Origin of the sequence: Haemophilus sputorum HK 2154, from assembly GCF_000287615.1 — a bacterium.
Classification (GTDB): Bacteria; Pseudomonadota; Gammaproteobacteria; order Enterobacterales; family Pasteurellaceae; genus Haemophilus_A; species Haemophilus_A sputorum.
In genome coordinates this window covers 443629-456208 of the sequence record NZ_ALJP01000009.1, presented here as the reverse complement: position 1 = coordinate 456208, position 12580 = coordinate 443629, and the positions used below count along the sequence as shown (strand labels likewise).

Below are 12580 nucleotides of genomic sequence, written 5' to 3'. Positions count from 1 at the left end.
TGATTTTAACGCATGACTGAGAGAAAAAAACGATTTCAAATTTTGCCGGAATTTATCCAGTGGTTAAAGCGTACAAGGCTACTACAACGGATAATAAAATGGGTAATAGGGCTAAATATTAGTGCGGTTATCTTGCTGTTATTAGCGGATTTTTTAACCGGTTATATCGTGCGCGATAAAATCTACACTGATATAAAATCGCTTCCTAATTATGAAAATGCGCTAGTATTAGGCACTGCAAAATATTATGCGAAAGGTACACCGAATTTATATTATAAATACCGACTAGAAACAGCATTGGAATTATATAAAAAAGGAAAAGTAAAAAAATTATTATTAAGTGGCGATAATAAAACCCCTTATTATAATGAACCCAAAACGATGAGCTTAGATTTGCGCCGAATGGGAGTGCAAAATGTAGATCTTTCACAAGACTTTGCAGGTTATCGCACATTAGATTCAGTTGTTCGGGCAGCGGAGGTTTATCATCTCCAACCGTTTGTGATTATTACGCAAGAATTTCATTGTGAACGAGCATTATTTATTGCGAAAACACATAATATTGATGCTGTGTGTTTTGCTGCAAAATATCCAGAAGGGCATATTAAAGTTCGCTTGAGGGAGATTCTTGCGAGAATTGGCATGATCTGGGATTATGTTTCGGGCGTCAAGCCAGAAACCTTAGAAAAGGTTGGGGAAGCTATATTGCCAGCAACGACATCAACAAAGATTTCTGAAGACAAATAGGTCAGTAATAAAAAAAGAACAATGTATATTCAAATACATTGTTCTTTTTCATTTTTAATGATTCATTTAGAAATTAGATTGCAAATTTAGATAAATCTTTACCGACTAATTCGCGAGGGGTACGGCCTTGACCAGTCCAAGTTTTTTCGTTGCCATTGGCATCAATAAATTTGTATTTTGGCGCTAAAGGTTTACGTGGTTTACGCGTTTTTACTTCTTGTTTGCCACCTAATAATGCAACTAAATCTTCCGCTGAAATGCCATCTTTTTCTAACATTTCTTTATATTTATTTAAGCCTTCTAAGAATTTTGCATTTTCAGCTTCTTGTGCTTTGATTTCTTCACGCTTTTTGGTAACAACGGTTTGTACTTTTTCAAGTAATGCTTCAAGCTGTTCTAATGTTGCTTCACGAGCGAGTGCACGTAATGTGCGAAGATTAGAGAATTTATTTAAATCAGACATTGTATGCTCCTGTAAATAATAATTTAGATGTTATATCTAATAAGCTGGAATATATTATCTAAATCTTTTTTAAAGGTAAATACCAAATGAAGTTTATTTTTAATGTTAGCTCATCTTCAATAGAAAAATTGGTAAGTAAAAATAACAAAATTGTTTTTCTGCTTGAGAAGTTGTTTCATTTCAGGTATCTTACACCCACCTACAAATTGTAGAGGCGCAAATCCGATAAGTACTTTTTCTGAGTGGAGAACGATGAAGGAAAAGGAAAGGCGTATTTGCCGAAATCAATTAAGCGTCATCTTAATTGGTTGGGGTCGTTACCGAAAGGGACGACACTGTCGAGGCGGCAACTTGCAAAAGTTTCTCATAAATTAACCGCTTCGGAGTGCTACTGTTAGGCTGGGCTTTCCTTTTCCCCTTCCTTTTTTATTTACTTTTTGTGTAAATATTATCAGTAGAATCCTCATTTAAATTGATTTTAACATTTAGAGGTTTTATGAATTTAATCGATTATTCGAGCAGTGTCTGGTCTGTTGTACCAGCATTATTAGCGCTCGTATTAGCTATTGCTACCCGAAAAGTAATTATTTCATTAAGTGTTGGTATTGTTGTTGGGGCATTATTGCTAACTGATGGCAAAATCCTTGATTCATTATCATATTTAAAAAACACCGCAGTTTCTTTATTTTATAAAGGGGCTGAAGAGGGGCTAAATAGCAATAATATCAATATTATTTTATTCTTGGTTTTATTAGGCGTACTAACTGCATTATTAAGTGCTTCAGGGGCAAATCAAGCTTTTGCGAATTGGGCTCAAGCGCGAATTAAAGGTCGTCGTGGTGCAAAATTGATGGCAGCAAGCTTAGTTTTCGTCACTTTTATTGATGATTATTTCCATAGTCTGGCTGTAGGTGCGATTGCGCGTCCAGTCACTGATAAGTTCAAAATTTCGCGTGCAAAATTAGCATATATTCTTGATTCAACGGCTGCACCAATGTGTGTGTTGATGCCGATTTCGAGCTGGGGTGCTTATATTATAACCTTAGTTGCTGATTTATTTGCTACGCACTCTATTACAGGATATAGCCCATTAGGTGCATTCATGACAATGAGTGCAATGAACTTATATGCGATTTTCTCGATTGTCATGGTGTTTGCTGTGGCATATTGGACAATTGATATTGGTTCTATGGCACGTTTTGAACGCTATGCACTGAATCATCAAGAAGAAAATGAAGAAGATGATACAGAGAGTAAAGGGCATGTTCGTGATTTAGTTTTACCAATTATTGCATTGATTATTGGTACAGTATCCATGATGATCCATACAGGTGCACAAGCGTTAGCGGAAGCTAATACGCCATTTAGTCTGTTAGGCGCATTTGAAAATACTACGGTTGGAATTTCATTAGTGGTTGGCGCAGTACTAAGTATTATCGTGCTTACCTGTTGCTTATTTAACAGTAAAAATCTAAGTCTAAAAGATTATTGGCGTTCTTACGGCATCGGTATCAAAATGATGTCAGGCGCAATTACTATTTTATTCTTTGCTTGGATGATCAATAGTGTGGTTAGCGATATGAAAACCGGGATGTATCTGTCTGGATTAGTTGTAGGCAGCATCTCGCCAGCATTCTTACCAGCAATTCTGTTTGTGTTAGCGTCAGCTATGGCATTCTCAACCGGAACCAGTTGGGGAACCTTTGCGATTATGTTACCAATCGGTGCTTCAATGGCAATGCACTCGGAACCCGCATTGATTATTCCATGCTTAGCAGCTGTAATGTCTGGCGCGGTTTGTGGGGATCACTGCTCACCAGTTTCAGATACAACGATTTTATCTTCAACTGGTGCGCGTTGTAACCATATGGATCATGTCACTTCTCAGTTACCTTATGCTATGTTGGTAGCATTAGCCTCTGTATTAGGTTATATCGTTGTTGGTTTTACGCAATCTTCATGGTTTGGTTTTGCGACTACTGCAGTAGTCATGGCAGTAATTCTTTTGATATTTAAATCAAAAGGCACCGAGTAGGTTCGTATCACAAGCGGTTAAAATTTCGTGAGCTTTTGCAAAAATTTATAAAAATCTCACCGCTTGCATGTATAGAAAAGCGTTGTTCTAGTCACATAGAACAACGCTTTTGTTTTTTAATTTGCAGATCGTCAGATGCATCAATCATTTACTGAGATGCCTTGACTCGTCGTCAACCATTTGGAAATACATCTGATTATTTTATAGTATGGAAATAACACATTTTCTATTTCTGTTTTCGTTTTGGATCTTTATTTTGAGGTCAGTCGTAAGGGGAATTAGGATCACTAAGATTTTCATTTTATACTGTGGCAGTTTTACGAATGTCCGTTTAGGATAAACCCACCCAACATAACCCTCACACATAATCCAACATAAATGGGAAAAATTTGGATGAAGTGGGAAGAAATGAGAAAGGTGGAATGAAACAGAGTTACACATAGAGAAAAAGAAAACCCAGCGACTTTTTACGGTCACTGGGTTTGTTTTTTAGGATTGAGCGAACATATCAAATTGCCGTTTGGCAATTTCTTCCTTCTGCACACGCTTCACGATTTTGTAGATCCATTGCAAAGATAAACCATACTTCTTAGCAAGGTAGGCGTGATTATTGCCGGTGAACTCATTGAAAATTTGCTTTTCACGCTCACAGGCGAAAAGCGACATTGATTTCGGCACATACACATTCAAACCGCCCCAGTTATGCCCCGTCTTCAATGCCACAATCATTCCAATATTTTCTGCGGTTTCCGCGTCCATTTCAGGGTAACATTCACGCACAGCCATTACCGTATATTTCGCCAAATCTGCCAATAAATCGGGGGCTTTGGTTTGAAAGTCATTATTGTCAAATTTGGCATCAATCATTATTTACCTACTCGTTTTTTCCACTGTTTTAGCTGCTCAATAATAGCTGCTGTTTGCTCTCTATCTAGCTCACGCCAGTCCGCAATTTCGGCATAATAGCGCTGCACAAACGCATTCAACGCTGCCGAACTACTTTCATCAGCCACTGCTTTCCACACTGCCCACAATTTCCGCTGAACGGCTGAAAGTTGCGGTGTATCACGCGGTAAGCGAATTTTCGCGCCTTTTTGTTGCAGTATTTTGACCAGTTTTACTAAATCTGAATAGCTTATATTTTTTGCCGAATTTTGGTAGAATTGTTGAGATAATAGACTCCGATAAGTCTCATCGTCCATCTTCAACTGTGTTTTCCCAATATGCACCAGTTGCAATAATCGTTTTCTCATCGTTTACCCCTTAAAATTGCTTTCAATCGTTGTAAATTACTTTCCATTTGTGCCTTTTCCTGTGCCATTTCTTCTACATTTTTCGGCGGTGGTGGCGGAAGCTCAGGATATTCACGCCGTGGTAAGGCTTCCAGAAGCTGTTTTGGCGTAGGAAACCAATCGCAAGTCTGCCCAAGTGTCATAAATGCCGTCTCAAACCGCACCTTATCCAACTCCATATCCCACGACTTTTTATAAGTAATTACCTGATACCACGCTTCCAGTGTAGGCTGAATTACCTCTTCCGTCGGTGAATTTTTCAGACGTAACAGCAACAACATTGCTACACCTTGCGCCAGTACGGGTTTTAGCCATTGATTGTTTTGCCCCATTCCAACGCTCCTTTAATTGCGTTCATTTTATTGCTTGCAAGCGGGCGATTTTGCTCGGAATTTTTCACCATCGATGTGCCAACAGGCTTATGGCCCGCAATAATTTCAAACAAATAACCGTGCGACTTCATCGGTAATTTCAATGCTTGCCGATTTGCCATCATCTGATTGATCGCATAAATCCACGCATCCACAGGGGCATCACATTCCACACCATCACGCTTAATCTTGCCCGCTTGAATCATCGGTGTAAGCTCACTTAACAAAGTGGCAACACGGTCAAAGGTGAGCGAACTTTTCGCTGGGCGAAATAGTCCTAAATAGCGAATCAACGCCTCGCCCAGTTCACCACTTACCATCAATGCCGCATTCAGCGCCTCGCTCGCCGCTTGATTGGCAATTAACGCATCCAATGAATGCAACGCTCCGCACGCACTACATTTCACTTTCATTTTTCACTCCTAATTTAGCCATTTCTTTTCCATTGACACCGTGATGAAGTCGGGCTTTTTTGCCTTGTTCGTAACCAAGCGATTTAGAACTATCATCTCGTTCTCGGCTATTTCCTGCTTCACGAGTTTTCCCTTTGGTTAATTGTAGCGTTTGAGTGAGTTTTTCACGTTGTTTTCGCATTTCAACTTTCTCTTCGCTACTAAATACAAATTCTTCAACTACATCATAAACACCCAATGCCCAGCCTTCACAGAATTTATCAGCTCTAGCTATGAGCGTACTGCGTTTCAACCGTTTGCTTTGACTGGCATTAAACGCTTGGCGTGCCTTTTGTAACTGTCGATACAAAACATCAAAGCAATAAGACGCAACCATCGGTCTTTCCTCTTTCCCAAAAAAAACAACGTGCAATTTATTCTCCCCAAATTCTTGCTCGGGATAATGATTAGCGAAATAACCTTCTACACCAAAAGCCTTATAAATTACACCTGTTAGAATATGCACATATCTCGGCGGAGTGATAGAGAATTTTTGTTTACCGTTATATTCTGAAAAAAGCACATCACTTTGATTTAATTCGTTTTCCGCCATTAGTTTTTGAGCCATTGCTAAAGCTCTTGCCGCTTCGTGTGGATTTGGGGATTTGCTTAAAGCCAGTAATTTCTTAATCTTGCTCAATAATTTTTCTTTATTCTTCATTATTAATTTCTCCTAATACAAGAAAACCGCCCGAAGGCGGTTTGGTTTATCTTAAAAACTAATGCCGAGTTTCATCAAAATCCCCTTCGCATTACTTACATACACTTTGGCGTATTCCATTTGTTCTTTATCTAGCGATTTCTCAGCCTGTTCCAGTTGAATAATCGCTTGGCGAAGTTGCATTTTTAAGGCGTCTAGTGTGGAAATCATTGTTTTTTCTCCCGTTTACCTTGCCACGTTTTGCAATAGGTTTTGCGCGTGTTGCACCACTCACGTTGTTTGAGTGTTACCGCTTGTTTTGCTGCTTCTCCCCACAATTCACCAGCTCGGGCATAATTGCCCGAACGTTCCATTGCTGCTGCAGTTTCGGCTGCTTTGCGATAGGCTTCTTCGAGTACATCTCGATCTACTTTTGGTTTTCGGCTCATTTTCGCACCTCTTCATCATTCGGCTTAATGACAAACTCTTCCACACCTTCTCGAATAGTTACGCCCGAAATAGAGCGTGCAATATCAGGCTCGGCAAGCATCGCTTCCTTATTGAGCTCTTCTCTCGTGCGAATAAAGCGGAACAATCCCGAATTGCGTAAGCTCTCCAAAATCCCGTCAATGCCTTTGGCGACCACCGCAGGCGGTTTGGCACGCCATTGTACTTCGCCGGTGGTAAAGTAAGCCGTCTTCTGCTTGCCCCCGTTAGTGAGTTCTAAACGACGACTTTCACAATACGCCTGTACCGCCTTTTGTAACGGCTTCACTTGCTCTTTCAATGTAGTCAGTTGTGCCGTGTATTTTTCATCAACCGCTGCTTTCTCGTCCGCTTGCAGGGTGGAAAGTCGCACCTGCTCACGCTCTAAATCGCCGATCTGTTTAATCGCCAACGCCACTTCATCTTGGGTTTGCAATGCAATTTCTTGTACTTCGCTTTTTACTCTTGTTGCTCGTTTAGCCATTCTTTATTCCTTAATTTTAAAAATATATTCAACAGAACCATCTGAAAATTCGTGTTTAAAGATAGATGCAATTTCAGATACTGGTAAGCCAGCTCGTTCTTCTTCCGTCCAATCCGCCATTGCTGTTTCGTATTCTTCTAGAAATAATTTATTATCGTAATTAGAGTTCATTGTTACGGTAATGTCGGTCAGTTTTTTAGCCATTGTTTGTTACTCCTTTTTGGCAAGTATAAGGATAAAAATCCGCGTTAATTTTTGGGGTTAGGCTGCCGTTGGGCGAGCGGAGGTAAACTACACCGCTGATACAAAGTTCGGCATACGCCCACGTTTGCTTTTGTATCATTCCGTCATCACAGCCAGCCAACAAAAATGCGGTTAAAATTAAGGTTGTTTTTCTCATATCGCCCCCTAAACCTGCATCACTACATCGCCGTTCACTTTCGGCACACCTAAACTTTCTGCCAAGTTCATCGCTGCCGTGAGCAAGTTGTTTACTGCGAGCGGATAAAGCAAACTAGTGGTAGTTTTGTTTCTGCCCACCGCCGTTAAGCGTTGTCGCACCGCAAGGAAAGCATCTTCATCAAAAATATCGTTGAGTTTTTTGCCCACTTTTGCTAAGCGGAACGCCACATAGTTTTCCAACTCTGCATCAAGGGGTGCGAGTTCCACCACTTCACAGCGTTGCACCACTTCGCGGACTTCGGTGTTGCGTTCCGACAGTTTCAGCTTCAATTCAGGCTGACCAATTAGCACAATCGAAATCAGCTTTTTAAAGCCATCTTCCAACTCAAAAAAGCGTTTCAAGTGTTTAAGCGTCGGAATTGGCAAGGAGTGCGCTTCTTCGATGATAAGCACGTTCGAATAGCCCGATTTACAGCTTTCTTTCAACACTTGATGCAACTGGCGGAACCGTGCTTCAGGCGAACGCTTCACGTTTTGTAGCGGTGCAAGGGTGGAAATAATCGCTTCGGCAATATGGGCTGCTTTGAGCGTTTTGCCCTTGATGTCGTTGTCTTCCATTGCGATGATGTAAGGCTCAATCACCGCAATTGGGGCGTTTTCTGCTCGAATGCGATCAATCAAATCACGGCGCAGGGTCGATTTGCCCGCACCTGATTCTCCCACCACCGCCATAAAGCCACCGTGCTTAGCGGTTTGATAAAGCGACTCCCGCACATAACGAATGTCGCTGGTGGCGAAAACTTCATCAGCCGAGCGAATATCGACGGAAAAAGGGTCAATCGGTAATAAAAAATGTTTCTTAGTGGCTGGAAATAAAGCCTGTTTTGCGAGTAACATAATCTCGTCCTTAATTTCTCGTTTGGTTTTAAGGGCGGAAGCGGCAGGTTCGGTCGCCAAACTTTCCGCTGTCGCTTCCTGTCTCAATAGCGTTGCAAGCGGTTGGTTTATCCCAATCTTTTGCAAAGACGCTATTAAACTCTTCTCAAATGCCACCCACTCCCGCACCCGTTGATTATGATTTATCAACTGAGAAATGGTCGCAGGCGACACATTCATCATCTGTGCCAACTGCCTTAAGCTCACGCCCTTATCAATCAGCACCTGTTTTAGTTTCAGCATAAAATGCTCCTTCAATAAGTCCCCCTCTTTTGTAAAGAAGGGTTAGGGGAGATTTTTGGGCTAGGCAGCCAACAATTTCAAATGTGATGTTGTCGGCTCTGGCGCCATAAACTCCGCCTTGAATTCATCAAAGCTCAAGCCCAGCAACCGTTCAGCTTCCACCTGCGGCACACCTTGCGGATATTTGCCGGTAATCCATTGATAGCATTCGCCCGTCCACAACTCGCCCCAGCGTGCTTTGCCGTTTTTGGCAAACTCCACCGCTGACATCGGTTTTTGCTCAACACGGCGTGCGTTGGTGGTCAGTTCGTGTTCTTGTCCTTTGTTCGGTAAGAACCACGTTAGCTTGCTCTCTTCGATGTGTTTGTAAGGGTTGATTTCGCCGTTGAATAACGGTGCGTTGGCTTTCTTGGCTCGCTTCAACTCGTCTTCGGTTTCTACACCATAAGCCAGTTGCTCCGCCTGTTCCTTATTGGTTTCAAACGCCGTTTTGCGATGGGCCTTGTATTCTTCGCCGATGATTGCCGCGTCCACACGGAAGCCTAGTTCATTCACTTCAATCGGTTCCAACACCACCCAATAAGGTTTCAGGCTAACCGTGCCGTCATCGGCAAAAATCTGCTCAAAGCACTGCACTTGCACACATTCAGGGCGGTACGGATTTTTGCCCACCGTGATTTTCTCTCCAATTTTCACATCAGGTACATCACGCACATCATATCGGCGATTTTCAAAGCTGATTTCCAACTTATCGGTCACCAATCGTTCGGTGAGTGCGGTAATCATCAGCTCTTGGCAAATCTCACGGCTGGGCGGATATAACAAGTCATTGGCGTGGATTTTTCGCCACGCACCGTAACGTGTCATACCGTGTCGGCTATGAATGGCTTTGCCGTTGAAATACCGCATCCACTGGTGAGCAAGTTGATTTAACTCATCAAGCCCACTCACATTCATAAACCGCAAACCGCTTTCAAATTGGCGTTCCACAATATCATTGCCTTTCTCCACTTGCCCTTTAGCTCGGGCATTGTGGGCTTTCGGCACTTCAATTTTCACGTCCAACTGGTTCAGCAAATGGGTGAACATTTGTGACGTATTGGCAGAACCACGGTCGAACATCAAAATTTTCGGCACACCGAAAAATGGCTCGGCAGGGTTATCTTTCTTCTGAATGGCGTTAATAAAGGTTTCAGAAATGTTCTCCGCCGTTTCGCCGCCATACACATATTCCACATAAATCACGCCACTCGCGTGGTCGGTAATGACATACCGCCACACTCGTTGCGGTTCGACTTTCGCCACATTCGCTGGCTTGTTTTTGTAGAATTGCTCTGCTTCCATTACGCACAACCCATTGCCTTTGCCAGTTTCTTTCAGGTAATACAGCACACACAAAGACGGGTCTATTTGCCAAACGTGGTTCGGGTGTCGGCTTTGCAACTGTACCACTGGGGCAGGGCGTAACAGCTGGTCAGGGTGCAAATTAGCATTGCGTAATGCACGCTCCACCGAACTTGCCGAATAAGGGCGGACTTCGCCTGTTTTCTCGTCCACAAACTCCGCTTTCACTTTGTCATTGGCGCGCAATATGTCTAAAATCCGCTCCAACGTTGCCATGGTTTTGCCATTTTTCCGCCGTAGGTGTAACCACGCCGCACTAATCAATTTCAGCTCGTTCGCATCCATTTGATGTTTCCCCTTGTCTGACCGTACTTTGCGACCACTCGCTGGGCGGTAGGGCTTAATTTGCCGAAGAAAGGTGGCTCGGCTTAAACCGGTGAATGCACAGCCTTCTTCAATAATTTTTTCCTTCTCGCCAAAGCCTGCTTTCTCCACACGCTCGGCATATTGGGCGAGAACGCTCGGTAGTATTGCCATTGCATTTCCTTAACCCACCACTTCCGCATCTTGAATGCGAGCATCAAGCTCAATCTCGTCCAAAATGCTCGTTACACTTTCATCTAACTTGCCGTCAGGCTGATAATCTTCTCTCGCCCATTCAGGTAAGGCTTCGCCGCTTGGCGTATCATCCAACCCAAAGCGTTCTTTGAGTTCTGACAAAATCAACTGATACTCGGCAAGCACCCCACTCATAAACTGCTTGTGGTCAATGCCTGTGGCTTCCGTATGAGCGGTTAAGGCTTCAAAGGCTTGGAATACTTGCCCTCGTAGCACGGCTTCTGCTTTGTAAGAAATCGCAGCCGCTTCTTCACGTAACACGCCACCACGTTGTTCAGGCGTTTGGGTTTCAATCGCTTTGGTTTTCTTCGCCAATTCCAAATCTAAGTGGTTAATCCGCTCGTTTTTGGTAGCAAGCACTTTCGCCTGTGCTTCATAATCGTCCGACTTGCGTTTGAGTTGGGCTTGCAAGGCTTCTTTCTCCTTCGCGTGTTGGGCGGTTAAATCTTCGATTTTCTCAATCAACTCTTCCTTATCGGTGGTGTCTGAATAATCCGCGTCCACAATTTCCGCTCGGGCTTCTTCGGGCAGTTGGCGAAGTTTTCGCATTTCGCGGTAGCCTAAGCCAAGGCGTTGGCTGGTTTCTAGGAAGTCTTCGCCTAACCGGTTAAGGTTTAAAATATCTTCATCAATTTTCTTAGCACTAAAACCTAAGCAACCGCAAAACTCTTCCCAAGTGCTGACGTGTTTCCAATTTCCATCTATGTCTTGCATTGTTAAGTCTTTGTATCTCTTAGATTTTTTAAATTCTGATAACATTTTAATTTGCTGACACGTTATCAGTTTTCTATGAAAGTCAGACATTTTTACCATTCCCAGCATTTCGTAGGATTGGGCTACATCTTGCGTTAAGGCTTGACTGGCTAATGCCACCGCATCTTGTTGTTCACTTAATCTTAAATCTGTCATCATTCACTCCTAAAAACCACCTGTTGCAACACGGTGGCGCATTTCATTAAATCGCTCATTCACTGCCTGCATATCTTGCTCATAACACACCGCCAAATTGAGCAGGGCAAAACTGAGCGTCCAGTTGCCAGTGGGCAATTTGCGCAAAAAGCCTTCGCTTTCTAAAATCGCCGTAGCGCGGGTGATATTCACTGGTGTTTCATCAATCGCTTCGCACAAATCTTTATTGCTTAAGCCGTCCATCGTTCGCCCTTTTAGGGCTTTTAAAATCCGCAACGCACGCTGCGTGCCGTTAATTTTTTCTTTCATTTGGCTTGCCCTGATTTCATAAACTGCGGTAAGTTTTCCGCCTGTTTTTGTTGCTCAATCGCAACCGCTTTTTTATAACCTTGACTGTTCCAGTATTTTTTCAAATACCATAAGCATAATTTTTCTAACATTTTCATTTGATTTTTCTCCCTGTGGTATCCTATTGGCTCTCTCAACTTCCAAAAGGAAACCCTATGACGGTAATTAAATTGCCGATAAAACGGCTCACAGAACTCGAACAACGAGTCAATGAACTAGAAATTCACGTTCAAAATCTCGATACCGAGAATCGGCTTTATCAATCTATTTTGGCTTCGCTAATTTCTATTCTGCCCAATAATGAACGCCAAGCGTGGATTAAAGATTTTGAGACGCTTTACGAACTCGGCTTGGACGATGTGGAAAACGCATTGCCAACTCCCCAAAAACGGAATAACAGATCCGTTTATCTTGACCAACTACTATCTCTTTTGGATAAGTAGCTTCCTTTTCTTCAACAGACAGGCTGTCAGGCTTGTCTGATTTCTTTTCTTTCTGCATAAAATCTCCTATTGTTTTTATAAAGAGCGGTCGATTTTTCGCTGTTTTTTCCAAATTGTTAAAGAGCAAAAGAAGTTTTAAGCGGCTTTTAAGCCCAATTTCACGGCAACTTCCAAACCTTTTCCGCGATTGGCTTTCACGGCACCGTTTAGCACCTTACTCACCAACACGGGGTGATAGCCATTTTCAATCGCCCATTGCTGAAAAGTTTGCCCATTTCGATAAAACTCCAATCGAATTTGATCGGGGGTTTTTGCTTCATTGCTCATTATTTAGCTCCTATTGTTGTGGTATAATTCAGTAAGTTAA

General features: G+C 42.5%; 20 protein-coding genes and 1 riboswitch. Of the genes, 3 read left to right on the top strand and 17 right to left on the bottom strand.

The features are described from left to right. The first annotated feature begins 12 nt into the window (after positions 1-12). Positions 13-747, top strand: a complete 735-nt coding sequence (locus HMPREF1128_RS04655; protein ID WP_231287865.1) for a SanA/YdcF family protein — start codon at positions 13-15, stop codon at positions 745-747. A 73-nt stretch (positions 748-820) separates the two neighbouring features. On the opposite strand, the gene HMPREF1128_RS04650 is transcribed toward HMPREF1128_RS04655, so the two are convergent. After that, positions 821-1210, bottom strand: a complete 390-nt coding sequence (locus tag HMPREF1128_RS04650) for an H-NS family histone-like protein (protein WP_007524210.1) — start codon at positions 1208-1210, stop codon at positions 821-823. A 201-nt stretch (positions 1211-1411) separates the two neighbouring features. Continuing rightward, positions 1412-1609: riboswitch (Lysine riboswitch) on the top strand. Positions 1610-1706: 97 nt separating this feature from the next. On the opposite strand from HMPREF1128_RS04650, the gene HMPREF1128_RS04645 reads away from it, so the two are divergent. Beyond that, a complete protein-coding gene (locus HMPREF1128_RS04645) occupies positions 1707-3245 on the top strand; it encodes a Na+/H+ antiporter NhaC family protein (RefSeq protein WP_007525101.1) in 1539 nt (512 codons plus the stop codon). A gap of 489 nt (positions 3246-3734) precedes the next feature. Here the strand turns inward: HMPREF1128_RS04645 and HMPREF1128_RS04640 are convergent, their stop codons facing one another. The 15 genes from HMPREF1128_RS04640 to HMPREF1128_RS10345 are packed head-to-tail and all read right to left on the bottom strand — an operon-like array spanning position 3735 to position 11868. Beyond that, the gene (locus HMPREF1128_RS04640; RefSeq protein WP_007523987.1) at positions 3735-4112 is read right to left on the bottom strand and encodes a Mor transcription activator family protein; all 378 of its coding nucleotides are present in this window, start codon (positions 4110-4112) and stop codon (positions 3735-3737) included. Further along, entirely contained in the window at positions 4112-4498 is a 387-nt protein-coding gene (locus tag HMPREF1128_RS04635) for a regulatory protein GemA (protein WP_010128362.1), read from the bottom strand. Before HMPREF1128_RS04635 ends, HMPREF1128_RS04640 begins: the two co-directional genes overlap by 1 nt. Then, positions 4495-4869: a hypothetical protein gene (locus HMPREF1128_RS04630; protein WP_007524247.1), complete on the bottom strand. Its 375-nt coding sequence runs from the start codon at positions 4867-4869 to the stop codon at positions 4495-4497. Before HMPREF1128_RS04630 ends, HMPREF1128_RS04635 begins: the two co-directional genes overlap by 4 nt. Further along, positions 4845-5321: a hypothetical protein gene (locus HMPREF1128_RS04625; protein WP_007525486.1), complete on the bottom strand. Its 477-nt coding sequence runs from the start codon at positions 5319-5321 to the stop codon at positions 4845-4847. Before HMPREF1128_RS04625 ends, HMPREF1128_RS04630 begins: the two co-directional genes overlap by 25 nt. Then, a complete protein-coding gene (locus tag HMPREF1128_RS04620) occupies positions 5305-6021 on the bottom strand; it encodes a DUF2786 domain-containing protein (RefSeq protein WP_007525420.1) in 717 nt (238 codons plus the stop codon). The genes HMPREF1128_RS04625 and HMPREF1128_RS04620 overlap by 17 nt, the downstream gene beginning before the upstream one ends. A gap of 51 nt (positions 6022-6072) precedes the next feature. Continuing rightward, positions 6073-6231: a hypothetical protein gene (locus HMPREF1128_RS10350; RefSeq protein ID WP_007525148.1), complete on the bottom strand. Its 159-nt coding sequence runs from the start codon at positions 6229-6231 to the stop codon at positions 6073-6075. After that, positions 6228-6449: an ANR family transcriptional regulator gene (locus HMPREF1128_RS04615; protein ID WP_007524909.1), complete on the bottom strand. Its 222-nt coding sequence runs from the start codon at positions 6447-6449 to the stop codon at positions 6228-6230. The genes HMPREF1128_RS10350 and HMPREF1128_RS04615 overlap by 4 nt, the downstream gene beginning before the upstream one ends. Continuing rightward, positions 6446-6970 carry a host-nuclease inhibitor Gam family protein gene (locus HMPREF1128_RS04610; RefSeq protein ID WP_007524725.1) on the bottom strand — a complete coding sequence of 175 codons (525 nt, stop codon included), beginning with the start codon at positions 6968-6970 and terminating at the stop codon, positions 6446-6448. The genes HMPREF1128_RS04615 and HMPREF1128_RS04610 overlap by 4 nt, the downstream gene beginning before the upstream one ends. Positions 6971-6973: 3 nt before the next feature. Continuing rightward, the gene (locus tag HMPREF1128_RS04605) at positions 6974-7174 is read right to left on the bottom strand and encodes a hypothetical protein (RefSeq protein WP_007524427.1); all 201 of its coding nucleotides are present in this window, start codon (positions 7172-7174) and stop codon (positions 6974-6976) included. Beyond that, complete coding sequence (locus HMPREF1128_RS04600) at positions 7167-7370, bottom strand: hypothetical protein (RefSeq protein ID WP_005640647.1); 204 nt, start codon at positions 7368-7370, stop codon at positions 7167-7169. Before HMPREF1128_RS04600 ends, HMPREF1128_RS04605 begins: the two co-directional genes overlap by 8 nt. Before the next feature lie 8 nt (positions 7371-7378). Then, the gene (locus HMPREF1128_RS04595; RefSeq protein WP_007525202.1) at positions 7379-8551 is read right to left on the bottom strand and encodes an AAA family ATPase; all 1173 of its coding nucleotides are present in this window, start codon (positions 8549-8551) and stop codon (positions 7379-7381) included. 60 nt (positions 8552-8611) lie between these two features. Beyond that, the gene (locus HMPREF1128_RS04590) at positions 8612-10432 is read right to left on the bottom strand and encodes a DDE-type integrase/transposase/recombinase (RefSeq protein ID WP_007525556.1); all 1821 of its coding nucleotides are present in this window, start codon (positions 10430-10432) and stop codon (positions 8612-8614) included. A gap of 9 nt (positions 10433-10441) precedes the next feature. After that, positions 10442-11422, bottom strand: coding sequence for a hypothetical protein (locus HMPREF1128_RS04585; RefSeq protein ID WP_007524095.1), 981 nt, complete (start codon positions 11420-11422; stop codon positions 10442-10444). 9 nt (positions 11423-11431) lie between these two features. Beyond that, positions 11432-11731, bottom strand: a complete 300-nt coding sequence (locus HMPREF1128_RS04580) for a helix-turn-helix domain-containing protein (protein ID WP_005661855.1) — start codon at positions 11729-11731, stop codon at positions 11432-11434. After that, positions 11728-11868, bottom strand: coding sequence for a hypothetical protein (locus tag HMPREF1128_RS10345; RefSeq protein WP_007524648.1), 141 nt, complete (start codon positions 11866-11868; stop codon positions 11728-11730). The genes HMPREF1128_RS04580 and HMPREF1128_RS10345 overlap by 4 nt, the downstream gene beginning before the upstream one ends. A 57-nt stretch (positions 11869-11925) precedes the next feature. Between HMPREF1128_RS10345 and HMPREF1128_RS04575 the strand changes: the two genes are divergently transcribed. Next, positions 11926-12213 carry a hypothetical protein gene (locus HMPREF1128_RS04575; protein WP_010128355.1) on the top strand — a complete coding sequence of 96 codons (288 nt, stop codon included), beginning with the start codon at positions 11926-11928 and terminating at the stop codon, positions 12211-12213. A gap of 135 nt (positions 12214-12348) precedes the next feature. Here HMPREF1128_RS04575 and HMPREF1128_RS04570 read toward each other — a convergent pair whose 3' ends face one another. Further along, on the bottom strand, positions 12349-12540 hold the full coding sequence (locus HMPREF1128_RS04570; RefSeq protein WP_007525026.1) for a DNA-binding protein: 192 nt from the start codon (positions 12538-12540) through the stop codon (positions 12349-12351). Positions 12541-12580 lie beyond the last annotated feature (40 nt).